Here is a 23709-nt window from a genome sequence, read left to right as displayed (position 1 = left end):
CCCGTCGGAGGGAGCGGCGGTCAGCCAGTCGTTTCAGACGAACCCTTGTGGGATTGAAGCCACGTCAAAAGATGGTGACAGCGGTGACCCTCTGAACGTTTCAGACGAACCCTTGTGGGATTGAAGCAACCGCTCGTCTGGGAAGACGACCTCCCGGAGCGTTTCAGACGAACCCTTGTGGGATTGAAGCCGTTGAGAGTTCGGTCGCTCCCCGCCCCGTGCGAGCGTTTCAGACGAACCCTTGTGGGATTGAAGCGGACGCGGCACGCGAGATGCGTGACGAGCTTCGCGATGTTTCAGACGAACCCTTGTGGGATTGAAGCTGTCCGGCTTTGTATCCAAACAGGGACATGGCCCGTTTCAGACGAACCCTTGTGGGATTGAAGCCGCGCATAGAAATCGACCGCGAGAAGCTTTGAACCAGTTTCAGACGAACCCTTGTGGGATTGAAGCTCGGAGTGGTCGCCGTTGCCGATGAGCCGCGTGGTGCGTTTCAGACGAACCCTTGTGGGATTGAAGCGCCCCTCCATACGCTTAGAGGTATCGCCACCGACTGTTTCAGACGAACCCTTGAGGGATTGAAGCTGCACCGCGCTGGTGAACCCACCAGGGCCAGCCTTCGTCGACGGAGTGGAAACGGTGGAGGTCGACGGTGTGTCTGTTTGCCTCGAGGTGATTGGTGCGAAAGGTGGTTTCGGAGAACAGACCGTCGAGGTTTCGGTGATAAACTGGGCGTAGAAATCGATAAAGAGGTCACCGAACCTGGGACTTAGAGATGGCAGTGGCTGCGTAGTAGCTGCCGAAGAATACGTAGTAACTGGGGACAGCGCTACTCGCGCTCTCTAGCTACTGCCTACTCTCGCCCACGAAAGCGTCTGTAGGCAGTCAACACACTATTGAATGGTCCGCGCTGAGGCGAGTTCGACATCTGCGTCCCCCAGTCAGACCCCTTGTGCGACTCGTCTAGTTCACGGTCACTCGAGGCCATCTTCACACCCGACAATATGACATGGGGGGTTTTGAATACTTCGTTTTGTATGACATGTATAACTTACAGAAACATGGATGGGTGTTACGATGACTCTGGCTTCAAAATATCGAAGATGTCGTCGGAGTAGTAGACCATCATTCCAAGAACAACACTAACACCCAATTCAAGTGCTAAAAGGCCGTAAGAAACGCCCATCCCCCGAATCTGCAGTACACCTACGAGTACGCCTCCTGAAAAGAGAACAACACCAACGATTGCGAGAATCATTGCCCAGGTGATTGCGTACGCGTTAAACTGGTGAACGCTCTTGTTGTGGCTTATCCACGTTGAGTACTCGTCGCTTAGTGTCTGGAAGAAATCTTCCTGGCTGTTGTTCCCATTTGCTGCCAAATCAACCTGGGATGGGTCAACGCCCATCTCGAATTTAGAGGAGGTGTATGCCATTGCGGCGACAACTGAAGAGACTAATAGAGCAAATGCACCAATCGCTGTGTGAGCATTTAAAAAGCCAGATGTAGCTAGATCATCTGTTCGGACTGAGAGTGATAACGCACTACCAAGCACGCCTATCACTAGCAAATTGACCCGGAAAATACCAACAGCCTTCTGATCCTCTTTATGTATCTTCTCTATCTGTTGGTCAACTGTGTGGCGTGCCTCACCACATGCTATTGCAAGCTTTGATTCCTCTGAGTCGCTGTCCCTGCCAGTTCCCATAGCCACCCATCATTCGTGTCATACTATAGTGCTATTGATTAGTCATTTCCTGCCTGATTTGAGAGCGACATTTTGATTGGATTGGCATTGAATACAGAGGTGCGAAGAAATTTTACGCAGACAAGACCTCGCTACTTACGAGGCGGTTGCTTCCCACGCCGGAACTGAATCCCCATCCAGACGATGGCGTGGATGATCGTGGCCGTTGCTGCTGCTGTTTGAATCGCGGGTATAATTCCCATGGCGAGCGGCCGCCCTACGGCGACATCTCTCGATTAAGCGGGCTTCAGTAAAGCGATTACATCCGTGGGAACCAGAGTGTGAATTTGTATTCTGACCACTATGGGAATCCGCTCGGAGAGGCGTCACGTTGACGCCACAACGGTCCCTCTGACGAGGCTGAGTTCGGCCAATACCAGACACACCGCCGCCAGCACGCGAACAGGCACCAAATCGACGCCAGTCCAGACGCCAGCGTCGAAGAGCAGTTTCAGACGAACCCTTGTGGGATTGAAGCTCGCAGGCAGGTACCAGTGGCGGGGGTCAGACCGTGTTTCAGACGGGATCTTGTGGTATTGAAGCAATACCAATATCGACGTCGACCGAATTGTCCGCTGGATTGAGCGCGCTCACCGGAAAGACACCCAAGAAAATCGAGCGCGAGATCAGCGACTTGAAGTCGGATATCGGCGATCTCGAATGGCCGCTTCGGGAGCGATGACAGTCGCTTAGGTGTGCAACAACCGGGAGTGCCCTGCGACCAGACCGATCATCGCTCCGGTGAAATGTGCAAATAGAGCACTCCCGGGGGCACTGTAAGACATCGTCAGCCCAGCGGCGACGAACACGATCACAACAGCCCCAAACCATCGCGGGAGGCCCAACCGGTCGGAGACAAACTTGGACAGGATATTCGAAGTCAGAACGTAGCCCATCAGCGCAAACGCAGCGCCGCTCGACCCCAGTACGCCAAGAAAGAGTATCGAGTCTTGCATGTGGTAAGCGGCAACCTGTGCAACTCCCGCGGACACGCCCGATATGAGAAAGAAGAGATGGAACCGGAGTGATGTCGTTGAGATCGATACGAGTCCACCAAATATAAGCACCATAATCGCGTTTCCAAGCAGATGATCGGGCCCAATGTGGGCGTACACACTCGTCACAAGCGTCCACGGACGATCCGCAAGCGGTGCAGAGAGAACGAATAACTCGCGAGAAAGCCCGACGAAGTTCGCCACCCACGTGGCCGCAGACACGAGCGACATGAGGAACAGCGTCTGAACGACTGGGTTTCGGACAATCGCGCCGCCTATCGTTTCATCTGCGCCGGGATGGGGTTGCTCCCCACCTTGCCTCCATTCGTTCATTTTCCAATACTTACCACCCGCTCGACATAAAACCAACCTCACGACCACCACCACCAATAAATGACACTTGCCGACAATTCCAGACGAACCCTTGTGGGATTGAAGTTCGAAGGACGACGGCCAGCTGGTCGAGACGGACAACTGTTTCAGAAGAACCCCTGTGAGACCGAGTCCCGTTCGAGCGTACAGTCGTCACAACCGCTGTTGACCGCGACAGACGGCAGAGAACACCATCGCTTCCAGTAAAAATCGAGAGACGGCGTCGCGACTCGCGTTGCAGTTGTTCACGTACTGAAATCGAAGAGTGCCCGGGGTGGGCTCCGAACCCACGATCTCCGCATGTCCCAGGTGCGAGGCCGGCATGACCTCGCGGGGGGCGGAGGCTTCCAAGGCGTTCCGCACCGATTGTGAAACCCTATGAGTGCGGCGCTATGTCCAGCTAAGCCACCCGGGCTCAACTTCCCGTTGTGTGCTGGTTGTATTTAAGCTTCTCATCTTCGGCGACCGCGGGGCGAGTCACCACGCCACTCGATTCGAGACATCACCCGCGGATTTATGTCCCAACACCGGGTGCACACACGCATGAGCCAACCGGAGACCGTCCAGTCCGTCCTCGGAGAGGAAGACGTGGTGACCCGCGTCCACCTCGGGGGCGAGGACGAACTGTTTGTAACTCCGACGCGGACGCTCGTCTATCGGGCCGAAGGCCTCCTTTCGGACGAGTCCGTCGACGAATTCTCGCACGCCGCCGAACGACTGTCCGTCAAGGAGGGGCGACGAAAAGCGAAGATATCGCTCGACTACGGCCTCGACGGAAGCGAGACGTTCTCGCTGTCCGCGAAGCGACTCGACGACGCGCTCCAGCCAATCGTCGAGGGCGTCCTCGCGGCCGCCGGCGTGACCGACGAAGACGGCGAGCGACTCGTGCAGGCGTTCCGATTCAGCGAACTCACGTTCGTCATCACCGACGCCCGCGTCGTCCGGCACATCGGAAGCGCGGTCTGGGACGAAGACTACGAGTCGTACCGCTTCGCCGACGTGACCGACCTCGAATTCGAGTCGGGGAGCGTCGCCACGACGGTCGTGCTCACCGTCGACGGCCGCCAAGAGCGGTTCAAGATTCCCAACGAGCAGGCGCGGCTCGTCCGCGAGAAACTCGCGCGGGCGCTGTGTGACTACCACGGCGTCGGGAGTCTCGAAGAGTTCCGCGTCCAGATGGAGAAAGCGCAGACGGCGGCTGACGCCGCCGACACGGAGCGCGACAACACCGACTTCGGCGCGGGGCCCGACCCACTGAGCGCGAACCCCGGCGAACTCTCCGACGAGCCGGCGAACGCCACTCGCACCGAGGGCGACGCGCCCGCCGAACAGAGCCGGCGGGCCGCCCAGACGCAGTCCGTCGAGTCCGCGCCGGCGACCGGCGCGGTGGCGGAAGCGAAGGCGGCCGAGGCCGCGACGACTCAGTCGGCCACCGAATCGCCGGCCGCCGAGCCGTCGTCCGGCAACGTCGCCGACGCCGGCGACCTCGGGTTCGAGGGGTCCGGCTTCGAATCGGCCGCCGAGTCCGAGGCGGCCGGGGGCGCCGGTTCGGACGCCGACTACGCCGAACTCGCCGCCGAAATCGAGTCGCTCCGCGAGGTCGTCGAGGCCCAAAGCGAGCAGATTCGCCACCAGCAGGAGCTGGTCGAACAGCTCATCGAAGAACTCCGCCGCGGGCGGTAGCGCGGAACGCGGCCACCGACCGGTCGCGACCGCCCGCGAGCGTCACTCCCGACCGAGCACTTTTCTGACACACGACGAGCCGAACGGCCCGAGTTCGCCGGACTCGAACCGCACGAAGTGGCCCGTCGAGATGGACGCGCCACAGCGGCGGCAGTCGAAGTCGCCCTCGCGCTGGACGACCTGACTCTCGAATCGGACGAACGTGCCGCCGCGGTTGTGGCGGATGCGGCCGCCGTCGCGCTCGATGATGCCGCGAAGCTCCGCCGCGTCGAGGATGTCGCGGGTGAGTGTTGGGTCGGTGGTGACCGTCTCGATGCGGTCGACGACCTCGGCGAGGGAGAGTTCGTCGGCTTCGAGGTGCACGAGGAGGTCGAGCGCGAGTTCGACGCGCTCGTCGCGTGTGGGCTCGGTCACGGTTCGGGAGCCAATCGAACGGGGTCGGGCTAAAGCCCTCCGAAGCACAAAGCGTTTGGTCGCCGCGCGACGACGGACCGCAGAGCTTCCGTGCCCCGTCCGCGCCTCGCCGCCGGCCTCGCGCTCGCGGCCGTCGTCGCCGGTCTCCTGCTCGCGTCGCCAGACGCCGTCATCTCGCGCGCGGCGTGGGTCGCCGCCGACCCCGTGCGACTCGTCGTCGTCGTGAGCGCGCTCGCGCTCGTGCGCCCCCTTCTCGCGTGGCCGACGACGCTCCTCGCGCTCGTCGTCGGCTACGGCCTCGGACCGGTCGGCGTGCCGTTCGCGCTGGCGCTCATCGTCCTCACGAGCGTCCCGCCGTACCTCTTCGCGCGGCGCTACCGGGGCACCACCAGACTCGCCGCGGTCGGCGAGCGGGCGGTCGAACAGACCGGGTCGGTGACGGGCGTGGCCGCGAGCCGTCTGTTTCCAATCCCCTCCGACGTGGTGTCGGTGGCGGCGGGCGTCGCCGACGTCCGACTCGGCGCGTTCGCCCTCGGGACCGCCGTCGGCGAACTCCCGTGGGCCGTCGCGGGCGTCATCGCCGGCGCGTCGGTCGAGACGCTCACGACGGAGTCGCTGGCCGCGGCCGTCCGCCCGGAGTTCGTCGTCCTCGCCGCCGTCGCGGGCGTGTCGATGCTCGTCCCGACCGCGTACCGTCGCTATCGAGGCGAGTCCGGCGCGTAGGGGAAGGAGACGGAAAATCGAGCCGAGCGTGCGGGTGGTGACCTATTCTAACAGCGACTCGCCGGTCATCGCGGCCGGCTGGTCGACGTCGACGAGTTCGAGGATGGTCGGCGCGATGTCGCACAGCGAGCCGCCCTCGCGGACGGTCCGGCCGCCCGAAAGCGGGTGGTCGGGGTCGACCTCGGCGTGCTCGCCCTCGGCGTCGTTCTCCGCGGCCGCCTCGTCGTCGCGGTCGGCCGCGAGGTAGACGAACGGGACGGGGTTGAACGTGTGGGCCGTGTGGGGGTCGTCTTCGGTGCCCATGTCGTCGGCGTTGCCGTGGTCGGCGGTGATACAGACGTGGCCGCCGTGGGCGCGGACGCTCTCGACGAGCCGCCCGAGCTGTTCGTCGACGGCCTCGACCGCTTCGATGGCGGCCTCGTAGTCGCCGGTGTGGCCGACCATGTCGGGGTTGGCGTAGTTGAGCACCATCACGTTCGGGTCGTCGGACTCGATGATGTCGATGGCCGTGTCCGTGAGTTCCACCGCGGACATCTCGGGCTGGAGGTCGTAGGTCGGCACGTCGGGGCTCTCGACGATGTTCCGAATCTCGCCGTCGAACTCGACCTCGCGGCCGCCGTTGAGGAAGTAGGTGACGTGGGGGTACTTCTCGGACTCCGCCATCCGCAACTGCGTCATGTCCGCCTCGGCGAGCACCTCGCCGAGCGTGTCCTCGGGCTGTTCCGGCGGGTAGGCGACAGAGACGTCGAACGTCTTGTCGTACTGCGTCATCGTCGTCATGAGAATCTCCGGCGGCGTCGTCTCGAACTCCCAGACGGGCTCGATGTCGCAGAGCATCCGCACGAGCTGTCGCGCGCGGTCGGCGCGGAAGTTGAAGAAGACGACCGAGTCGCCGTCTTCGAGCGCGGGCGCGTCGTCGACGACGGTCGGCTCGACGAACTCGTCGGTGTCGCCGCGGTCGTACGACTCGGTGACGGCGTCGACGGCGGTGTCGGCGGTCCACTCCGCCTCCCGGTTGACGATGGCGTCGTAGGCTCGGTTGGTGCGCTCCCAGTTCTGGTCGCGGTCCATCGCGTAGTAGCGCCCGGAGACGGTGGCGACGCCGCCGGTTCCCTGTTCGTCGGCGACGGCTTCGAGGTCGGCGAGGTATTCCTCGCCGCCGGTGGGGCTGGTGTCGCGGCCGTCGGTGAAGGCGTGGGTGACGGCCTCGACGCCGCGGTCGGCGGCGAGTTCGATGAGCGCGTGGAGGTGCTGTTGGTCGGAGTGGACGCCGCCGTCGGAGACGAGGCCCATGAGGTGGACGCGCCCGTCGTGTTCGTCGGCGTGGTCGTAGGCGGCCGTGATGGCGTCGTTCTCGTAGAACGAGCCGTCGTCGATGCTGTCGCCGATGCGGGTGTACGCCTGCTTGACGACGCGGCCCGCCCCGATGTTGAGGTGGCCGACCTCGCTGTTGCCCATCTGGCCGTCCGGGAGGCCGACGCGCCGGCCGTCGACGATGAGCGTCCCGAACGCGCCCGCGTCGCGGTAGCGGTCGAAGTTCGGCGTGTCCGCCGCCTTGATGGCGTCGCGGCGGTCGTGGTCGCCGAGTCCCCACCCGTCGAGGATGATGAGTGCTGCGTCCATACGTCGCCGTTCGGCGCGCCGGGGTAACTGTCCTTTGCTCCCGACATGGGATGACAACGTATCGCGTACGGAGCCATCGAACCCGGATTTTCGCCCCGACGACCTTTTCTTTCGGCGCGCCGTCCGACTCGGCGATGGGTCTGCGCGATTTCGACCTCGACGCGGCGGTCGACGACTGGGCGGAGTACTACCTCGGAAACGGCCCGAGCCTCGTCGTCTTCCTCGTCCTCAACGCCGCCGCGTTCCTCGTCGGGGTGAGCTTCTACGTCCACTCCGACCCCGCGCTTTCTGACCTGCCGACGTTCCTCTACCCGCTTTTCGGCGACTCGCCGACCGCCCTCGCGCTGATGACGCTGTCGGCCGCGACACTGCTTCCGAACCTCGGTCGCCGCGTCGCCGACGCGCCCGTCAACCGGCCGCTCGCGTACCTCCACACCCTCGCGTTCGTCTGGCTCGTCAAGTACGGCGTCTGGACGGTCGTCGCGCTCAACCTCCGCCCCGACCTCTACGTCGGCTTCTCCGGGGCCGCGCTCTGGGACTACTGGGGCATCATGCTCACCCACGCGGGCTTTCTCGCGCTCGCGCTCCTCGTCCCGCGCTACGGCGCGACCACGAAGGGCGCACTCGGGTTCGCCCTCGTCCTCGCGCTCGTCAACGACGTGTTCGACTACGGCTTCGGCTACTACCCGCCGCTGAAGTACGAGGCGGGGGCGCTCCTCGCGGGCATCACCGTCGCGCTCTCGTTTCTCGCCGTGTTTCTCGCGTCGCGGGCGTTCGACCGCCTCTCGGACCCCCCGGAGACCGCCCCGTGAGCGCCCCGCGAGTCACAATCGCTAATCGCACGACGGCGCGGGGTATCACATGAGTCAGGCTTTTCCCCGCCCGCAGTCTATGACCTCGTAATGGACTCCGCGGTACTGCTCGACCTACTCGGGAACGAAAACCGCCGGCGCATCCTGCGGTTGCTCTCGCACAAACCGTGCTACGTCACCGAGATAAGTGAGTACCTCGGCGTCAGCCCCAAGGCCGTCATCGACCACCTCCGAAAGCTGGAGGACGCGGGGCTCATCGAGTCGCGCACCGACGACCAGCGGCGCAAGTACTTCCACATCTCGCGGAACCTCCGACTGGAGGTGAACGTCTCGCCGTACGGGTTCGGCGCGAAAAGCGCCTACCCGCCGAGTCCGAGCCTCGACATGGCCGGGCGCTGTCCGCACGTGACGCTCGAAGTCGAGAACGCCGGGAGCGACGACATCTCGGAGTTGGCGCGCGAACTCGGGAAACTGGAGGAACTCGACAACGAACTCTCCTTGGCCCAGCGGTGGGTCCAGGGCCGAATCACCGACGTGCTCGACCGCCTCAACGACCGCCTCGGCGTCGACGCCGACAGCCGCTTTTACGCCGAGATTCTGGCCGCGCTCGCCAACGGGTCGAACACCGTCCGCGGCATCGCAAAGGACCTCAACGCGGACCCCGCGGTCGTCGACAGCGCGCTCCACCACCTCGCCGAGGGCGACCTCGTCGCCCACAACGGCGACCGCTGGCGAATCGACTGACGCCTACAGCTCCTGTGTCAGGCCCGCCCGGAGGTCGCGGCCGAAGTAGTGACCGACGAGCGCCGCGAGCCCGCCGCTCGCCGCGCCGACGCCCGCGATGGCGACGCCGTAGTCCGCGAGCAGTTGGACCGCGAAGGGCGCGAACACGGCGAACAGCGTCGAGAGGACGAACGCGAGGCCGGCGGCGATTGCCCCCGCGAGCACGACTTCCGTGTAGCGTCGCTTCGACCCGACGAGGCCGATGAGGAAGCCGGCGGCGGCGATGCCGACGAACCGGCCGATGAAGCCGACGATGGGAATCGCGCCGCCGACGAGGAGGCCGCCGACGGAGAGCAGGAGCGCCGCGAGGAACGCGCGCGGGGAGAACAGCCCGCCGAGGCGACCGCCGCCGGACGACCCCGACGGACGGGTCTGCGTCGCCTCGTCGCGCTCGCGGGTCAATCCGGAGAGCACGTCGTCGACGGACTGCTCAGTCTCCTTTTGGTCCGACCGTTGCATGTGTAGAGGGTCGCGGGCGAGCCTGATGGCTCTTGTGCCGGTGAGTCAGCCGCGGAGACCGTTCGCGTCGGTTCGCGTCGCGTGACGGTGCGCCGCCGGTCTCGGAGCTACGCGTTGCGGCCGAGGATGAAGTACAGGACGAGTCCCAGAAGCGGCGCGAGGAAGACGACGACGGCCCAGAGGAACGCCGGGTGACTGCTGTTTCGCTTCGCGTCGCGGTACGTCCACACCACCATCCCGAGGAACAGGAGGAAAAACAGCAGGCCGATTACGAACGCGCCTGCGCCGCGCGACTGGAGGAGTATCGTGGGGAGCATACGCGGGCCGACGGACGGCCGGCTAAAATGTCTTGTGCCAGTTATGTCGTGGAAGCAGACATCTCATTGGTTGCACCCGGCCGGTTCGGTTCACCCCCGGTCGTCGTCCCGAGTAGTTCGCTTCGCTCGCCACTCGGGATTTTCCCTCCAGATTTTTGCCGTGACCGGGTCGCCGGAGGCGACCCCGAACGGTAAAAAGGTGGGTTTGAAGTCTGCCCCCGCGGTATCCCGCGATATGAACGCAGGGGACCGCGTCCGCGTCACCCGCGCGGACGTCACGAACGAAGGCGTGCTCATGCCGTCTTCCACCGAGGACCACCTCGTCGTCAAGCTCGACGGCGGGTACAACGTCGGCATCGCCCGCGAGGGAGCCGACGTGGACGTGCTCGAAACCGACGTGTACGACATCGAAGACGCGCAGTCCGAGGGCGACGGCACCTCCGAAATCGAGTTCGACGACGACCTCCCGACCGTCTCGCTCATCTCGACCGGCGGGACCATCGCCTCGACGGTCGACTACCGCACGGGCGCGGTGACCGCGCAGTTCGACGCCGAGGACGTGCTCCGGGCCGTCCCCGACCTCGCGGGGCGGGCGAACTACCGCGGCCGCGTCGTCGCCAACATCCTCTCGGAGAACATGACGACCGACGTGTGGGTCGACCTCGCCGAGGCCATCGCCGAGGAAATCGAGGCCGGCGCCGACGGCGTCGTCGTCATGCACGGCACCGACACGATGCAGTTCTCCGCGTCGGCGATGTCGTTCATGCTCGACACGCCCGTGCCCATCGTCTTCACGGGCAGTCAGCGCTCGGCGGACCGCCCCTCCTCTGACAACGTGATGAACGCCGTCTGCGCCGTCGAGGCCGCGAAGGCCGACGCCGCCGAGGTCATGATCTGCATGCACGCCTCGGAGTCCGACGACGCCTGCGCGCTCCACGAGGGGACGCGCGTCCGCAAGAACCACACCTCCCGGCGCGACGCGTTCGAGACCGTCGGCGCGAAGCCGCTCGGCGAGGTCGACTACGAGGCCGAGGAGGTCACGTTCCGCCGCGACTACGCCCCCCGCGGCGAGGCCGACCTCGCGCTCCACGCCGACATCGAGTCCGAGGTGGAACTCGTGAAGTTCACGCCGGGGATGGACCCCGCGGCGCTCGACTACCTCGACGGGAAGGCCGGCGTCGTCATCGAGGGGACGGGCCTCGGCCACGTCCACACCGACCTCATCCCGCGGTTCGAGGAACTCGTCGAGGACGGCACGGTCGTCGCCATGACCTCGCAGTGTCTCGAAGGCCGCGTCTGCGACCGCGTCTACGACACCGGCCGCGACCTGCTCGACGCCGGCGTCGTCGAGGCGGGCGACACGCTCCCCGGCACGGCGAAGGTGAAGCTCATGTGGGCGCTCGCCAACGTCGCCGACCCGACGGGTGCGATGGGTCGGAACCTCGAAGGCGAACTGACTCAGCGCTCGGTCCCGTGGGAGTGACCTGATGGAGATTCGACCCGCGCGGCCCGAGGACTACGACGCGGTCGCCGCGTTCACCCGCGACACGTGGGCCGACCGCGGGGTGTCGGACTACCTCCCCGACATCTACCACGACTGGATTGCCCCCGGCGAGTCGGAGCGGGCGACGCTCATCGTCGATATGGGCGAGGAGACGCCCTCCGACGACGTGGCCGCCATCGCACAGGTCGTCATGCTGTCGGAATACGAGGGCTGGGCGCAGGGCATGCGCGTCGCGCCCGACTACCGCGAGCGGGGGCTCGCGACCAAACTGTCGCGCGCGCTTCTCGACTGGGCGCGCGAGCGCGGCGCGCGCCGCGTCCGCAACATGGTCCACTCGTGGAACGTCCCGAGCCTCGCCACCACCCGCACGGCCGGGTTCGACCCCGGCATCGAGTTCCGGTGGGCGATGCCCGACCCCGACTCGACCGCCGACCCCGAGGCGGCCGTCGGCGACGACGCCGACGCCGCGTGGGCCTACTGGACCGGCTGTGAGGCCCGAACCGCGCTGTCGGGGCTCGCGCTCGACCCCGCGGAGTCGTGGGCGCTCTCCGAGCTGACCCGCGAGCGCCTCCACGACGCCGCGGACGACGACCGACTGTTCGTCGTCGGCGACGACCGCGCGACCGGCTTCACCTATCGCAACCGGACCTTCTCCCGAGAATCCGACGACGAGGGCGAGGTGACGTGGGCCGAGTACGCGGTCGCCGCGTGGGACGACGCGTCGGCCTGCGGGTCGCTTTTGGACGCCGTCCGCCGCGACGCCGCTTCGGTCGGCGCGGACCGGACGCGCGTCCTGTTCCCCGAGCGCGTCGACTGGATTACCGACGCCGCACTCGCCCGGAGCGACCTCGCGGAAGAGCCGACGTTCGTCATGGAAGCCGACGTCTCCTGACGGGCGCGAAAATCGCTTTTCGACGACCGGCCGAACGCCGGTCAGTTCCAGTCGACACCGCGGACTTCGAAGCGTGCCCCGCCGAGTTCCGAGTCGCCCACGTCGAACTGCCAGCCGTGCAGGTCGGCGATTCGTCGCGCCGTCGGGAGATGCGGGGAGTCGTAGTCGACGCCGAGCAACTGGCTCACATCCGCGGTCGCCGCCGCGCGCTCTGCCGGGGACGGGTGGGGGCCGTCGTCGTCGATGTAGAACCCGCCGGCAGTCGTTCCGACGACGACGCTGAACGACGGATCGGCCGACGCGTTCCGCTCGAAGCAGGTCGTGAGCACCGCGACCAGGAACAGCCCGAACAGGTGGCCGTCGGCCGAGAGCGACCCGTCGCCGACGACCCGGAGCGAGGCGTCGCCAGCGTCGTCGAGCGAGGCGACCGCCCACGCCTCCGCGACGCGCTCGCGGAAGTCCACCGGCGCGAGGTCGATTGTGCTCGGGTGCTCGGCGATGCCGATGCCCCACTCGACGAGCGAGTCGATGCGCGAGAGGCTCTGGGAGAGCGCGACCGCGTCGTCGCCGTCGACCGCGGCGAGTCGCTCGGCGGACGCGGCGGCCGACGCGAGCTGTGCTTTGAGTTCCGAGGCGAGCACGCTGACGAGCGCCGCGAGGTGCTCGTTTTTCTCGTTGACCTGCAGTTCCGCGAGCCGCCTGTCGGTGATGTCGAAGTGGGAAACGAGCGCGAAGGTCCCGTGTCTCGGCGTGTCTACCGAGACGACGCGGAGCGCGAACCACCGATAGACCGCGGGCGAGTGACACGGGTACTCGGCGGTAAAGAGGTCGCGGTCGCCGCGGAGCACCGCGCGAATGCCGTCGGCGACGACGCCCGCGAGTTCGTCGGTCTCGCGGGCCGCGTCGCACACCGCGAGGTAGTTGATACCCGTCGAATCGGGGTCGCCCACGTAGTCGTTCGCGTCGGCGAACGCCCGCCACGCCCGGTTCGTGTAGACGATGTCGCCACGCCTGTCGAGGAGCGCAATCGTCGCCGGAAACTCCTCGAACCCCCGTTCGATGAGCGAGACGTCGTCCATCACAGCGTATACGCTGGGAATCGGTTTGACAGTTTCTACCACGCGGGTCTGAACTGCGCGTCGCGTCGCTCGCGGCGCGAAGTATGTGAAAATCGGCGTTCGACCGCCGGCGGTCGGGGTGCAATCGACCGGGCCGTCGAGAGTCGGAGGTCGGGTCGGTCGCGGTCGCGGTCGCGGTGGTCAGTCCGAGGGTGCGACTTGGGGCTTACGCTCGTTTCCCTCCGTACCCGCCATGGCGAGCACGTCGTCGAAGAAGCCGAGCGAGTCGTGGGGACCGGGGTGGGCTTCGGGGTGGTACTGGCGCGTGATGACGCTCAGCTCCTCGCTGGCGAGGCCCTCCGCGGTGTCGTCGTTGACGTTGACCTGCGTCACGTCGAGTTGGTCGCCGGGGTCGGCGACGGTGTAGCCGTGGTTCTGGGTCGTCATGACGACCTTGCCGGTCTGGAGGTCGCGGACGGGCTGGTTGACGCCGCGGTGGCCGAAGGCCATCTTTTCTGTGGTGCCGCCGAGCGCGCTGGCGACGATCTGCTGGCCGAGGCAGATGCCCGCCAGCGGGACCTCGCCGGCGAACTCCTCGACGAGTTCGCGCGTCGCGGTGTAGTTCTCGGGGTCGCCGGGGCCGTTCGAGATGAAAAGCACGTCGGGGTCGAGCGCGGTCACGTCCTCGGCGTCCGCGTCGTAGGGGAGCACGTGAACCGTCGCGCCGCGCTCGACGAGGGAGTCCACGATGGAGCCTTTCGCGCCGCAGTCGACGAGCGCGACGGTGGTGTCGCCGTCGCCCTCGAACGTCGTCAGTTCGGTCGTGGTGACCTGCGCGCCGATGTCGACGTGGTCGCTCATGCCCTTGCACTGCGCGAGTTCCTCCTTTGCGTCCTCCGGAGTCACGTCCTCGCCGACGGCGATTCCGACCTTCATCGCGCCCTCCTCGCGGATGGACGTGACGAGGTCGCGCGTGTCGAGGTGGTCGACCGCCGGGACGCCCTCGTCTGCGAGCCACTCGACGACCTCCTCCGTGAACTCGCGTGCGACGGCCGCCCGAGGGTGGACCCGGTCGGACTCGAATCGCTCGGCTCGGACGCCGTAGTTCCCGATGAGGGGGTACGAGAAGGTGAGGACTTGCTCTTCGTACGAAGGGTCGGTCAGACTCTCTTCGTATCCCGTATATGCGGTTGTGAACACCAGTTCACCGCGTGTGCGCCCCGGAACACGGCCACGCGCTTCGACCACGCGTCCGTCTTCCAGCGCCAGATAGGCGTCCGACATTACGAGAAACGAACGGAACACGGGTGCATAAGTGTTGCTTTCGAAGGTGAGTTACGAAATTCGTAATCGGTAAGTCGCTGGGGTGGACACGTGGTGTATGGACGAGCTTGACCGGCGCATCCTCGATATCCTTCGACGGGACGCTCGGACCCCCAACACGGAGATTGCGGCCGAGGTCGGGACCTCCGAGGGGACCGTCAGGAACCGCGTCGAGCGGTTGGTCGAGGAGGGCGTCATCGAGCGCTTTACGATTTCGACCCGGACGGGGAACCTGAAGGCGATGATAGAGGTGACCGTCGCGGTCGACGTCGACACCAACGACGTCTCCGAGCTGATGGCCGACTGGAAGGACGTTGACTTCGTCTGGCAGGTCTCCGGCGAGGAGGACATCGTCCTCGTCGTCGACGCCGCCGACACCCGCGCCGTCAACGACCTCATCACTCGCGCCCGCGAGCACGACGACGTAAAGAGCACGAAAACCCGCCTGATTCTCGACGAGCGCCTCGGCTGACGGCGCGCCGCCATCGGCCCGCGGCACCCGGTTCGCATCGAAGCTTAGTTGACCCCCGACTCCGACGGAAGGCACATGAGCAACGCCGCGGCCGACGAGGCTACTGAACTCCACAAGAACGCATCTCAGGACGTCATCGCCGTCGACTCCGACGACAACGCGGAGGGAACGGTCAACCGACTCGACGCCCACACGGGCGACGGCATCCGCCACCGCGCCTTTACCTGCCTCGTGTTCAACGAGGAGGGCCAGATACTCCTCGCCCAGCGCGCGCCGAACAAGCGCCTGTGGGACACCTCGTGGGACGGCACCGTCGCCTCCCACCCCGTCGAGGGCCAGACCCAAGAGGAAGCCACCGAAGAGCGCCTCGAAGAGGAACTCGGCATCAGCCCCGACCAGTACTCCGACCTCCGCGTCACGGACAAGTTCGAGTACAAGCGCTACTACGAGAACGCCGGCCTCGAATGGGAGGTCTGTGCCGTCCTGAAGGTCACGCTCGAAGACACCTCGCTCGACCCCGACGAAGACGAGATTGCGGGCATGCTCTGGGCGGACTACGAGCACCTCCACGACAACCCCGAGTGGTACCGCCAACTGCGTCTCTGCCCGTGGTTCGAAATCGCCATGCGCCGTGACTTCGAGTAGGCTCACCCTCGCAGACGACGCGCGAGCTGTGATTCTCTCGCACGCCCGCGAGGGTGCCGCCCGCGACCCGCCCGCGGAGGTCTGCGGCGTCCTCGCCGGCGACGGCGACGCGCGCACCGTCACCGCCGCCCACCCCGTTTCGAACGTCGCCGACGAGCCGCGGGTCGCCTACGAACTCGACCCCGAGGAGACGGTTTCGATTCTCGAAACCGTCGAATCGGCCGGCGACGACGCGGTCGGCTTCTACCACTCGCATCCCGAGTCCGACCCCGTGCCGAGCGCGACCGACCGGGAACAGGCCTCGTGGCCGGGCTACGTCTATCTCATCTGCTCGCCCGACGGCCGGCTGACCGCCCACGAGTGGACCGGCGACGAGTTCCGCGAACTCGACGTCACGGTCGAGTGACTCGTCGGCCTCCCGGACCCTCGCCAGTACGCCGCGCCCGTCGGCGCGCTTCGGTGAGAATATCCTTTCCGAGTCCGCAGACCCGTCCATGGAACCCGACCGCTACGACGACCTCGACGGACAGGTCGCGCTCGTCACCGGCGCGAACCGAGGCATCGGCCGCCAGATAGCCGAGAACCTCCGCGACCGCGGCGCGACGGTGTACGCGGGGTCCCGAAGCGTCACGAACGAGACGCCCGAGGGGACGGAGCGAGTCCTCCTCGACGTGACCCAAGAAGGCGACATCGAGGAGGTCGTCGACGGCGTCTTCGCAGACCAGAGCCGACTCGACATCCTCGTCAACAACGCCGGCGTCGGCGGGTTCGGCGACGATATCGTCGCCGAGCCGACCGAGCGAATCGACCGCACCCTCGGCGTCAACCTCCGCGGGCCGATGCTCATGTGCAAGCACGCCGTTCCCCTCCTCCTCAAGTCCGACGGCGGCCGCGTCGTCAACGTCTCGTCCGGCATGGGCGCGCTCGGCGAGGAGCAGTCCGGCGGGTCGCCCGCGTATCGAATCTCGAAGACCGGCCTCAACGGCCTCACCGCCTACCTCGACGGCCAGTACGGCGACGACGGCCTCATCGCCAACTCGGTGTGTCCCGGCTGGGTCCGCACCGACATGGGCGGCGAGGAGGCCGCTCAGCCGGTCGAGAAGGGCGCGGAGACGCCGACGTGGCTCGCCACGTTCAAGCCCGGCGCGCCCTCGGGGAAGTTCTGGCGCGACAAGGAAGTCATCGACTGGTAAGCGACCGACGCCCCGCCGCCGCGACGCTCACGTCACGCCGCCGCTCTGCATCTCGAACGCCTCGTATTCGTCCTCGTCCAGAGTCTCGCGGAAGTGCTCGACCGCCCGGTACACGTCCTCGAAGCCGACGTAGGCCGGCGCGGGAGCCATGCGAACGACGTTCGGTTGGCGGAAGTCCACGACGACGCCGCGCTCCTTGAGCGCGAGGCTGATTCGGTAGGCCTCGGGGTGTTCGACCGCGACGTGGCCGCCGCGGGCCGCGGGGTCACGCGGGGTGCCGACCTCGCACTCGGGTAGTCGCTCGTCCACGAGGTCGATGAGGTAGTCCGTGAGCGCCAGCGACTTCTCGCGGAGCGCCTCCACGCCGCCGGCGTTCTCGACGATATCGAGCGCGCCGTCGAGGGGGGCCGCCGACAGCACCGGGACCGTCCCCGACTGGAACGCGCCGGCCGACTGGGCCGGCTCGTAGGTCATCGCCATGTCGAACTGCGTCTCCTTGTCGTTGCCCCACCAGCCGGCGAGCGCGGGCGTGATGCCGAAGTGACGCTCGTTGACGTAGAGACCGGCAATCGCGCCGGGACCGGCGTTGAGATACTTGTAGTGGCACCAGACGGCGAAGTCCGCGCCCACCTCGGAGAGTCGGTGCGGGACTGCGCCGACCGAGTGCGCGAGGTCGAAGCCGGCCAGCGCGCCGGCCTCGTGAGCCGCCTCGGTGATGGCCTCGATGTCGAACAGTTGCCCGCTCCGGTAGAGGACCGAGGGGAGAAACACCATTCCCACGTCGTCGTCGATGGCGGCGAGCACGTCTTCGGTCTCGATGGTCCGCCCGTCGCGGCTCTCGACCACGCGGAGCGCCTCGTCGGGGTCGCGGCCGGCCGCCCGGAGTTGCGCGCGAACCGCGTAGTGGTCCGTCGGGAAGTCGAGCGAGTCCACGACGACTTTTTCGCCGCGGTCGGGGTCGTAGAACGTCCCGACGAGCGCGTGGATGTTGACGGTGGTGGAGTTGGCGACGACGACCTCCTCGGGCGTCGCGCCGACGAGCGGGGCGAGTCGCTCGCCCAGTCGCTCGCCGTAGCTGAACCACTCGGGGTCGGCGTCGGTCCACCCGCGGATGGCGAGGTCGCGCCACTCGTCGACGACGCGTTCGAGCGCCGCCGCCGCGTCGACGGACAGCGGGCCGAGCGAGTTGCCGTCGAGGTACAGTTCGCCCTCCGGGAGGAGAAAGCGGTCGCGGAGGTCCGAAAGCGGGTCCGCCGCGTCCATCTCGCGGGCGGCGTCGACGGTGAACTCGCCGAATTCGTCGGAGTCGTCGGAGTCGTCGAGGTCGCCGGAGTCGACGGAGTCGGTCATACCCGCCTCGAAGCGCCCGCGCGACAAGTAGGTGCGCGGCCCGCGCTGGAAACCGAGTGGGGGGTCCGCTTATTCGGGGTCCGCGCCCGACGACTCGGCCTCGCGGGCGAGTCGGTCGTAGGCGGCCCACGAGGGGTCAACGTCGGGGTGTTCGATGCGCTCGCCGTCGACGACGACGCCCTCGCCCGCGACGACGGTGCCGGCGACGCCGACGGGGGTGCCGCGGTCGTCGAGCGCGGCGACCACGTCGTCCGTGACCGAGGGGTCCGTGGCGACGACGAGCGACCCGGCGGTGGTCGAGCGCCACGGGTCGATGCCGAGGTACTCGCAGGTCTCGCGGACGCCGGGTCGGAGCGGGATGCTCGACTCGTCGATTTCGAGTTGGACGCCCGCGCTCTCGGCGATTTCGTTGAGCGCGCCGTGGACGCCGCACTCGGTGGCGTCGTGCATGGCGTGGACGCCGCGGCCGCCGGCGGCCGAGACGGTCATCGCGTCGCGGACGGCGTCGGTCTCGTCGAGTCGCGCCTGCGCGGCGGCGAGCACGTCGGCGTCGAGGTCGGCGAAGGCGTCGGGAAAGAGCGTCGTCAGGAGGCCGGTCGCCTCGACGCCCGGCCCCTTCGTCACGAGCACGTCGTCGCCGGGGCGCGCGCCGTCCGGGCGGACCACGTCGTCGTGGTCGCCGACGGCGAGGGCGGTCGCGCCGCCGACCCACGGGTACGAACAGCCGGCGTAGCGGGCGGTGTGGCCGGTGACGATGCTGACGCCGAGGTCGGCGGCCTCGTCGTGCATCGCTTCCCAGAGTTCGGCGAACTGCTCGTCGGTCATCTCGGGCGGGAGCGTAAAGGAGACGGCGAGATGCGAGGGGTCCAGCCCCGAGACGGCGATGTCCGAGAGGACGATGTCGATGGCGAACCGGCCCGCGCGCTCGAAGCCGAGCGCGGGGAGCACGGAGACGGGGTCGGTCGCGATGGCGACGGCGGTGCCGCCGATGTCGAGGAGGCCGAAGTCGACGCCGTGGGTCGGGCCGAGCGCCACGTCGTCGCGGGCCGCGCCCAGCCGCGGGTAGATGTACTCGTCGAAGAACTCGCGGTCGACCTTTCCGAGGTCGGTCATACGCGACCTGCGGGGGCCGCGAGTAAGAACGTACTCATCCGCCGCCGGCGGGGCCGCCCCGGTCGCGTTCGAGACCCGCTCGTCGGCGCGGCCGCTCGCCGGTCGAAAGGTGGGACGGTCCCCCGTCCCTGCTCATGAAGAGACGCGGAGACGGTTCGAAGGGGCATGGAAAGTCCCACCACCGGACTGCCCGCGTCGCTTCAACCTGAACGCCGGACGTACAAGAACCTCGCTAAGTTCCCTCGATGGACCTATATAGCTCCACGAAGGCGGCGGAGAATACTGCCGCTTCGAGAAAATCGACCGCCGACAGTCAGACCGGTCGGTGGCCCGCTTCGTCGGGGGTGTTGTTCGGCGTCCGCCACGCGTCGTCGAGGTGTTCGACGACCGCGCGGGCGACGGCGACCGGCTCCTCGTGGTGGACCCAGTGGGTCGCCTCGCCGAAGATCTTGAGGTGGCCGTCCTCGCAGAACGCGAGGCTCTCGCGCGCCATCTTCGGCCGGAGGAACCTGTCTTTGCTCCCCCAGACGACGAGCGTCGGCGGTTCGACCGTCTCGGCGCGGGGACGCGGCCGCTCGCGGACGACCGCGCGGTACCAGTCCACCATCGAGCCGTAGGCCCCGGGCACCGACCACGCGGCGCGGTAGCAGTCGAGGTCGGTCGCCGAGAACGTGCCGGGGAGCGCGGAGCCGGTCAGCGCCCGTTCTAGGACGGCCCAGTCGCGGACGGGGGCGACGAGTTCGGGGAGCTTCGGAAGCTGGAAGAACAGGACGTACCAGCTCCGGAGCTGTTGGGCCGGGTCGCGGCGGAGGTGGCGGGCGAACACCGCGGGATGCGGGAGGTTCATCGCGGTGACAGAGCGCACCCGGTCCGGGTGGTGGAGCGCGGTCCACCACGCCACCGCCCCGCCCCAGTCGTGGCCGACGACGTGGACCTTTTCGCGGCCGAGCGCGTCCGCGACGCCGACCACGTCGCCGGCGAGTTCGTCGATGCTGTACCACTCGACGCCCGCGGGGCGGTCGCTCAGGTTGTAGCCGCGCTGGTCGAGCGCGACGACCCGATAGCCCGCCTCGGAGAGCGGACGGAGGTAGTCCGCCCACGCGTACCAACACTCCGGGAAGCCGTGGAGGAGGACGACGAGTTCGCCGTCTTCCGGTCCGGCTTCGACCGCGTGGAGCGTGACCTCGCCCGCCTCGATGCGACGGCTCGTCGCCTCGACGGACAGCTCCACGTCGTCGCGCGACAGCCCCGATTGCTTCGCCATACCCCTCGCTACGGCGGCGAGGGACAAATGTGCCGCGGCGACGCGCGGCCGTCGTCTGCGAGAAACGAGTCGGTCCTGCGGGCGGCGGGACGGGGCAGGGAAGGGCGAGGTGGGGCGGTGCGGAGCGAGGCGACTCGACGCGGACCGGACTACCCGAACAGGCGCTTTCTGATGCTCCGCGTGCGGCTCTGTTCGGCCATGAGCACCGAACACTCCACGTCGTCGACGACGTCCATGACGACGGTGCCGCTGACGAGCCGCGAGAGCAGGCCGCGCTCCGTCGCACCGACGACGAGGAGCGACGCGTCGGTCGCGTGGGACTCGATGGCCGTCTCGACGTCGCCGGTCTCGACGGTGAGCGTGGCGTCGCCGAGGCCGCGCTCGTCGGCCCACTCCCGGAGGAAGCGCTCTCCTTCGGCCGCGTCGTCGGCGACGTGGAGGAGTTCGACCTCGGCGTCGCAGAACTCCCGGAGGACCGAGGCGATGGACGCCGAGAGGTCGGAGTCCGGGCCGCCGGCGGTCGGGACGAGCACGTGCGAGGGGTCGAAGCCGCGGTCCTTCAGCACCAACACGTCGTAGGGGAGCGCGTGGGTTATCTCCTCGAACGCGCTCTCGGCGCGGCCGGGCGACCCGTGGCTGTCGGGGCCCCAGCCCATGACGACGAGGTCGGCGTTGTAGGTCTCCGCCGCGTCGAACACCTCCTCGAACGACCGGTGGGAGAGGACGGTGTGGGTCTCGATGTCCACGCCGAGTTCGCCGGCGTCGGCGCGGGCCTGTTCGAGCAGGCGGTCGGCCTCGTCGAAGTCGTACTCCTCGCGGGCCGATTCGAGGGCGGTCTGGTCCGGCACTTTGACGATGTGGACGCCGACGAGCGTCCCGTCGTTGGCCTTGGCGACCGACCCGGCGAGCGACACGAGGTCGCGCTCGCTTTCGGGGTTCGAAAGCGGGACCATGACGCGGTAGCCCCCGTCGGGTTGGACCGACGTGGCGGCCGAGACCGCGGCGTCGGGCAGTTGCTCCGACTGCTGGAGCAGGTACTTCCCGAGGATGCCCTGCTTGGTCGCCTTCGTGCGGGCGTAGGCGGCGTACCACAGCATGGCGAACGCGACGAAGCCGACCGCGAGGAGGACGATGGTGTCGGCGAAGAAGGCGATGAGCGCGAACGACGTAATCGCCCCGAGGACGGGGGTGATGGGGTACAGCGGGACTCGGAAGTCCGGCTGGTAGTCCTCGGGGTCGGACACGCGCATCACGACGAGCGAGACGTTGAGCAGTCCGTAGATGATGAGGTGGAGGACGCTCCCGGCGTTCGCGAGGGTGCTGACGTCGGCCAGCAGGATAAACAGGAGAATGAACCCGCCGGTGATGGCGATAGAGCGGTACGGCGTGCCGAATCTGGGGTGAATCTCGTTGAGTTCCTCGGAGACGATTCGGTCGCGCCCCATGGCGAAGTTGATGCGCGAGGAGGCGAGAATCGAGGCGTTCGCGGACGAGGCCGTAGCGAGGAGGCCGCCGAACAGCATCGCGCCCGCGCCGACCGGGCCGATGAGGAGCCGGGCGACGTCGACGACGGCGGTCTCGTTGCCGGCGACGACGCTGTTGTCCACCGCGGCCAGCACGGTCAGGAGGACGAGCGCGTACACCAGCGTCACGATGACGACGCTACCGAGGACGGCCCGCGGGAGGTTCTTGCCGGGGTTCTTAATCTCCTCGGCGACGGAGGTTATCTGCACGAACCCGAGGTACGAGACGAAGATGAGGCCGGTCACGGGCAGGAGCGGCGACATGCCCTTGTCCGGCGGGACGAACGGGCGGAGTTTGGCGAGGTCCGCGTTCAGGAGGCCGAAGACCGTGAACACGGCGAGAATGGCCAGCAGAATGAGCACGATGGCGTTCTGTAGCTTCCCCGTCTCCTTCGCGCCGACGTAGTTGACAAATACGAAGAGGAGGCCGCCCGCGAGGGCGACGAGCTTCACGGCGGAAACCGTGATACCGCCGAGGACGAGGCTCGGAACGGGGAGGAACGTCACCACGTACTGACCGAAGCCGGTCATGTAGAACGCGGAGGCGAACGCGAGTCCCATCCAGTTTCCCCAGCCGGCGACGCTCCCGAACAGCGGCCCGAGCGCGTGGTTGATGTAGTAGTACGCGCCGCCGGATTTCGGCATCGCGGTGCCGAGTTCGCTGGCCGACGCGGCGGTCAAGAGCGCGATAACGCCGCCGAGGACGAACGCGGCGGCCGAGAGCGGCCCGGCCTCCTGGACCGCCGCGCCGGGGAGCACGAAGATTCCCGCGCCTATCATCGTCCCGATACCGATTGTCAACGCCGCGAGCGGGCCGAGGTCCTTGGCGAGTTCCTCGTCGGTCATGTTTCACCCCCGGCGTCGCCGTCGTCGTCCGCTCCGGCCGGCAAAACGACCACGGGCCGGTCGCTGTGCCGGACCAGTTGGTCGCGGACCGCGCCCGAAAACAGGTCCCACCACGAGCGACCGCCGCGCGGGGTGAAGACGATTGCCGTCGCGTCGGCGTCTTCGGCGGCGTCGAGGATGGCGTCGCCGACATCGGTCGCAAACCGGAGGTCGGTGTGGAGGTCGATACCGGCGTCGTCCGCGGCGCGGCGGGCGACCTCGAACAGTTCGTCCGCGACCTCCTCGCGCTGTTCGACGCCCGCTTTGTCCGGCGCGCCGCCCGCCTTCTCGATGACGTGGACGACGGAGGCCCGACCGCCGGCCGCGGCGATGCGCGGGAACGCGGCGGCGCAGGTGAGTTCGGCGTCGTCCGCGTTCGCGAGCGGGAGCAGGGGACGCGAGAACAGCGGCTCGACGTGGTCTGTCATCTGTCGAACCCGCGAAGTTGGGAGTGTCGGAGGCGATTCCACCCGGCGGAACGGGATTGTGCCGGGGTGCCGATGCCCGATTCACAACGTGACCGTCGGGAATTCATGTGCCGGGGTTGTGCGCCAATCGG

23 protein-coding genes, 1 tRNA gene and 1 CRISPR repeat array are annotated in these 23709 nt (G+C 67.2%); of the genes, 10 read left to right on the top strand and 14 right to left on the bottom strand.

All coding sequences use genetic code 11. The features are described from left to right. Window positions 1–30: 30 nt before the first annotated feature. Window positions 31–585: a CRISPR direct-repeat array (repeat unit 30 nt; unit sequence GTTTCAGACGAACCCTTGTGGGATTGAAGC). Window positions 586–1072: 487 nt separating this feature from the next. The 3 genes from C438_RS19385 to C438_RS12850 all read right to left on the bottom strand — a co-directional run bounded on the left by C438_RS19385 (window position 1073) and on the right by C438_RS12850 (window position 3529). Further along, entirely contained in the window at window positions 1073–1708 is a 636-nt protein-coding gene (locus C438_RS19385) for a hypothetical protein (protein WP_152421772.1), read from the bottom strand. Between the two features lie 728 nt (window positions 1709–2436). Then, window positions 2437–3075 carry a rhomboid family intramembrane serine protease gene (locus tag C438_RS12855; RefSeq protein ID WP_004969895.1) on the bottom strand — a complete coding sequence of 213 codons (639 nt, stop codon included), beginning with the start codon at window positions 3073–3075 and terminating at the stop codon, window positions 2437–2439. 305 nt (window positions 3076–3380) lie between these two features. Beyond that, window positions 3381–3529, bottom strand: a tRNA-Met gene (locus tag C438_RS12850). Between the two features lie 128 nt (window positions 3530–3657). Between C438_RS12850 and C438_RS12845 the strand changes: the two genes are divergently transcribed. After that, window positions 3658–4797 carry a DUF7115 domain-containing protein gene (locus C438_RS12845; RefSeq protein ID WP_004969889.1) on the top strand — a complete coding sequence of 380 codons (1140 nt, stop codon included), beginning with the start codon at window positions 3658–3660 and terminating at the stop codon, window positions 4795–4797. Between the two features lie 42 nt (window positions 4798–4839). On the opposite strand, the gene C438_RS12840 is transcribed toward C438_RS12845, so the two are convergent. Beyond that, on the bottom strand, window positions 4840–5211 hold the full coding sequence (locus C438_RS12840) for a DUF5830 family protein (protein ID WP_004969887.1): 372 nt from the start codon (window positions 5209–5211) through the stop codon (window positions 4840–4842). Window positions 5212–5301: 90 nt separating this feature from the next. Between C438_RS12840 and C438_RS12835 the strand changes: the two genes are divergently transcribed. Further along, the gene (locus C438_RS12835; protein ID WP_004969886.1) at window positions 5302–5934 is read left to right on the top strand and encodes a TVP38/TMEM64 family protein; all 633 of its coding nucleotides are present in this window, start codon (window positions 5302–5304) and stop codon (window positions 5932–5934) included. 42 nt (window positions 5935–5976) lie between these two features. Here the strand turns inward: C438_RS12835 and gpmI are convergent, their stop codons facing one another. Beyond that, window positions 5977–7557 carry a 2,3-bisphosphoglycerate-independent phosphoglycerate mutase gene (gpmI, locus tag C438_RS12830; RefSeq protein WP_004969885.1) on the bottom strand — a complete coding sequence of 527 codons (1581 nt, stop codon included), beginning with the start codon at window positions 7555–7557 and terminating at the stop codon, window positions 5977–5979. Window positions 7558–7691: 134 nt separating this feature from the next. Here gpmI and C438_RS12825 point away from each other — a divergent pair, with 134 nt between their 5' ends. Both C438_RS12825 and C438_RS12820 read left to right on the top strand, forming a co-directional pair. Next, window positions 7692–8369 carry a DUF1405 domain-containing protein gene (locus C438_RS12825; RefSeq protein ID WP_004969884.1) on the top strand — a complete coding sequence of 226 codons (678 nt, stop codon included), beginning with the start codon at window positions 7692–7694 and terminating at the stop codon, window positions 8367–8369. A 90-nt stretch (window positions 8370–8459) separates the two neighbouring features. Next, complete coding sequence (locus tag C438_RS12820; RefSeq protein ID WP_004969883.1) at window positions 8460–9113, top strand: ArsR/SmtB family transcription factor; 654 nt, start codon at window positions 8460–8462, stop codon at window positions 9111–9113. A gap of 3 nt (window positions 9114–9116) precedes the next feature. Here the strand turns inward: C438_RS12820 and C438_RS12815 are convergent, their stop codons facing one another. Together C438_RS12815 and C438_RS12810 are read right to left on the bottom strand one after the other, a co-directional pair. Further along, complete coding sequence (locus tag C438_RS12815) at window positions 9117–9611, bottom strand: hypothetical protein (RefSeq protein WP_004969882.1); 495 nt, start codon at window positions 9609–9611, stop codon at window positions 9117–9119. Between the two features lie 107 nt (window positions 9612–9718). Beyond that, on the bottom strand, window positions 9719–9928 hold the full coding sequence (locus C438_RS12810) for a PLDc N-terminal domain-containing protein (protein ID WP_004969881.1): 210 nt from the start codon (window positions 9926–9928) through the stop codon (window positions 9719–9721). 235 nt (window positions 9929–10163) lie between these two features. On the opposite strand from C438_RS12810, the gene gatD reads away from it, so the two are divergent. Both gatD and C438_RS12800 read left to right on the top strand, forming a co-directional pair. After that, the gene (gene gatD / locus C438_RS12805) at window positions 10164–11411 is read left to right on the top strand and encodes a Glu-tRNA(Gln) amidotransferase subunit GatD (RefSeq protein ID WP_004969880.1); all 1248 of its coding nucleotides are present in this window, start codon (window positions 10164–10166) and stop codon (window positions 11409–11411) included. A 4-nt stretch (window positions 11412–11415) separates the two neighbouring features. Beyond that, window positions 11416–12324, top strand: a complete 909-nt coding sequence (locus C438_RS12800) for a GNAT family N-acetyltransferase (RefSeq protein WP_004969879.1) — start codon at window positions 11416–11418, stop codon at window positions 12322–12324. Between the two features lie 41 nt (window positions 12325–12365). Here C438_RS12800 and C438_RS12795 read toward each other — a convergent pair whose 3' ends face one another. Next, complete coding sequence (locus C438_RS12795) at window positions 12366–13403, bottom strand: PAS domain-containing protein (protein ID WP_004969878.1); 1038 nt, start codon at window positions 13401–13403, stop codon at window positions 12366–12368. A 180-nt stretch (window positions 13404–13583) separates the two neighbouring features. Further along, the gene (gene carA / locus C438_RS12790; protein ID WP_049918035.1) at window positions 13584–14666 is read right to left on the bottom strand and encodes a glutamine-hydrolyzing carbamoyl-phosphate synthase small subunit; all 1083 of its coding nucleotides are present in this window, start codon (window positions 14664–14666) and stop codon (window positions 13584–13586) included. A 97-nt stretch (window positions 14667–14763) separates the two neighbouring features. Here carA and C438_RS12785 point away from each other — a divergent pair, with 97 nt between their 5' ends. The 4 genes from C438_RS12785 (at window position 14764) to C438_RS12770 (ending at window position 17015) form a co-directional block, all read left to right on the top strand. Continuing rightward, window positions 14764–15177 (top strand): Lrp/AsnC family transcriptional regulator, encoded by a 414-nt coding sequence (locus C438_RS12785; protein WP_004042482.1) that lies wholly within the window; start codon window positions 14764–14766, stop codon window positions 15175–15177. Between the two features lie 75 nt (window positions 15178–15252). Then, window positions 15253–15822 carry an NUDIX hydrolase gene (locus C438_RS12780; protein WP_004969876.1) on the top strand — a complete coding sequence of 190 codons (570 nt, stop codon included), beginning with the start codon at window positions 15253–15255 and terminating at the stop codon, window positions 15820–15822. Continuing rightward, entirely contained in the window at window positions 15809–16228 is a 420-nt protein-coding gene (locus tag C438_RS12775; RefSeq protein WP_049918033.1) for a desampylase, read from the top strand. The genes C438_RS12780 and C438_RS12775 overlap by 14 nt, the downstream gene beginning before the upstream one ends. Before the next feature lie 88 nt (window positions 16229–16316). Next, window positions 16317–17015, top strand: a complete 699-nt coding sequence (locus tag C438_RS12770; RefSeq protein ID WP_004969874.1) for an SDR family NAD(P)-dependent oxidoreductase — start codon at window positions 16317–16319, stop codon at window positions 17013–17015. 27 nt (window positions 17016–17042) lie between these two features. Here C438_RS12770 and kynU read toward each other — a convergent pair whose 3' ends face one another. The 5 genes from kynU to C438_RS12745 all read right to left on the bottom strand — a co-directional run bounded on the left by kynU (window position 17043) and on the right by C438_RS12745 (window position 23578). Further along, the gene (kynU, locus tag C438_RS12765) at window positions 17043–18365 is read right to left on the bottom strand and encodes a kynureninase (RefSeq protein WP_004969873.1); all 1323 of its coding nucleotides are present in this window, start codon (window positions 18363–18365) and stop codon (window positions 17043–17045) included. Window positions 18366–18434: 69 nt separating this feature from the next. Continuing rightward, complete coding sequence (locus C438_RS12760) at window positions 18435–19478, bottom strand: HypE family hydrogenase expression/formation protein (RefSeq protein ID WP_004969872.1); 1044 nt, start codon at window positions 19476–19478, stop codon at window positions 18435–18437. A 313-nt stretch (window positions 19479–19791) separates the two neighbouring features. After that, a complete protein-coding gene (locus tag C438_RS12755) occupies window positions 19792–20742 on the bottom strand; it encodes an alpha/beta fold hydrolase (RefSeq protein ID WP_004969870.1) in 951 nt (316 codons plus the stop codon). A 149-nt stretch (window positions 20743–20891) separates the two neighbouring features. Further along, the gene (locus C438_RS12750) at window positions 20892–23111 is read right to left on the bottom strand and encodes an amino acid permease (RefSeq protein ID WP_004969869.1); all 2220 of its coding nucleotides are present in this window, start codon (window positions 23109–23111) and stop codon (window positions 20892–20894) included. Then, window positions 23108–23578, bottom strand: coding sequence for a universal stress protein (locus C438_RS12745; RefSeq protein ID WP_004969868.1), 471 nt, complete (start codon window positions 23576–23578; stop codon window positions 23108–23110). The genes C438_RS12750 and C438_RS12745 overlap by 4 nt, the downstream gene beginning before the upstream one ends. Between the last annotated feature and the right edge of the window lie 131 nt (window positions 23579–23709).

The sequence above is a fragment of the Haloferax denitrificans ATCC 35960 genome (assembly GCF_000337795.1).
Classification (GTDB): domain Archaea; phylum Halobacteriota; class Halobacteria; order Halobacteriales; family Haloferacaceae; genus Haloferax; species Haloferax denitrificans.
This window is presented reverse-complemented; position numbering and strand designations above follow the sequence as displayed.

Excerpts from the sequence above, each read along its gene's own strand:
- C438_RS12750 (WP_004969869.1), bottom strand. The coding sequence starts at position 23,111 with ATGACCGACGAGGAACTCGCCAAGGACCTCGGCCCGCTCGCGGCGTTG.
- C438_RS12800 (WP_004969879.1), top strand. The coding sequence starts at position 11,416 with ATGGAGATTCGACCCGCGCGGCCCGAGGACTACGACGCGGTCGCCGCG.
- C438_RS12755 (WP_004969870.1), bottom strand. The coding sequence starts at position 20,742 with ATGGCGAAGCAATCGGGGCTGTCGCGCGACGACGTGGAGCTGTCCGTC.
- C438_RS12810 (WP_004969881.1), bottom strand. The coding sequence starts at position 9,928 with ATGCTCCCCACGATACTCCTCCAGTCGCGCGGCGCAGGCGCGTTCGTA.
- C438_RS12795 (WP_004969878.1), bottom strand. The coding sequence starts at position 13,403 with ATGGACGACGTCTCGCTCATCGAACGGGGGTTCGAGGAGTTTCCGGCG.
- C438_RS12845 (WP_004969889.1), top strand. The coding sequence starts at position 3,658 with ATGAGCCAACCGGAGACCGTCCAGTCCGTCCTCGGAGAGGAAGACGTG.
- C438_RS12760 (WP_004969872.1), bottom strand. The coding sequence starts at position 19,478 with ATGACCGACCTCGGAAAGGTCGACCGCGAGTTCTTCGACGAGTACATC.
- carA (WP_049918035.1), bottom strand. The coding sequence starts at position 14,666 with ATGTCGGACGCCTATCTGGCGCTGGAAGACGGACGCGTGGTCGAAGCG.
- C438_RS12815 (WP_004969882.1), bottom strand. The coding sequence starts at position 9,611 with ATGCAACGGTCGGACCAAAAGGAGACTGAGCAGTCCGTCGACGACGTG.
- C438_RS12855 (WP_004969895.1), bottom strand. The coding sequence starts at position 3,075 with ATGAACGAATGGAGGCAAGGTGGGGAGCAACCCCATCCCGGCGCAGAT.
- C438_RS12785 (WP_004042482.1), top strand. The coding sequence starts at position 14,764 with ATGGACGAGCTTGACCGGCGCATCCTCGATATCCTTCGACGGGACGCT.
- C438_RS12770 (WP_004969874.1), top strand. The coding sequence starts at position 16,317 with ATGGAACCCGACCGCTACGACGACCTCGACGGACAGGTCGCGCTCGTC.
- kynU (WP_004969873.1), bottom strand. The coding sequence starts at position 18,365 with ATGACCGACTCCGTCGACTCCGGCGACCTCGACGACTCCGACGACTCC.
- C438_RS12820 (WP_004969883.1), top strand. The coding sequence starts at position 8,460 with ATGGACTCCGCGGTACTGCTCGACCTACTCGGGAACGAAAACCGCCGG.
- C438_RS12825 (WP_004969884.1), top strand. The coding sequence starts at position 7,692 with ATGGGTCTGCGCGATTTCGACCTCGACGCGGCGGTCGACGACTGGGCG.
- gpmI (WP_004969885.1), bottom strand. The coding sequence starts at position 7,557 with ATGGACGCAGCACTCATCATCCTCGACGGGTGGGGACTCGGCGACCAC.
- gatD (WP_004969880.1), top strand. The coding sequence starts at position 10,164 with ATGAACGCAGGGGACCGCGTCCGCGTCACCCGCGCGGACGTCACGAAC.
- C438_RS12745 (WP_004969868.1), bottom strand. The coding sequence starts at position 23,578 with ATGACAGACCACGTCGAGCCGCTGTTCTCGCGTCCCCTGCTCCCGCTC.
- C438_RS12780 (WP_004969876.1), top strand. The coding sequence starts at position 15,253 with ATGAGCAACGCCGCGGCCGACGAGGCTACTGAACTCCACAAGAACGCA.
- C438_RS19385 (WP_152421772.1), bottom strand. The coding sequence starts at position 1,708 with ATGGGAACTGGCAGGGACAGCGACTCAGAGGAATCAAAGCTTGCAATA.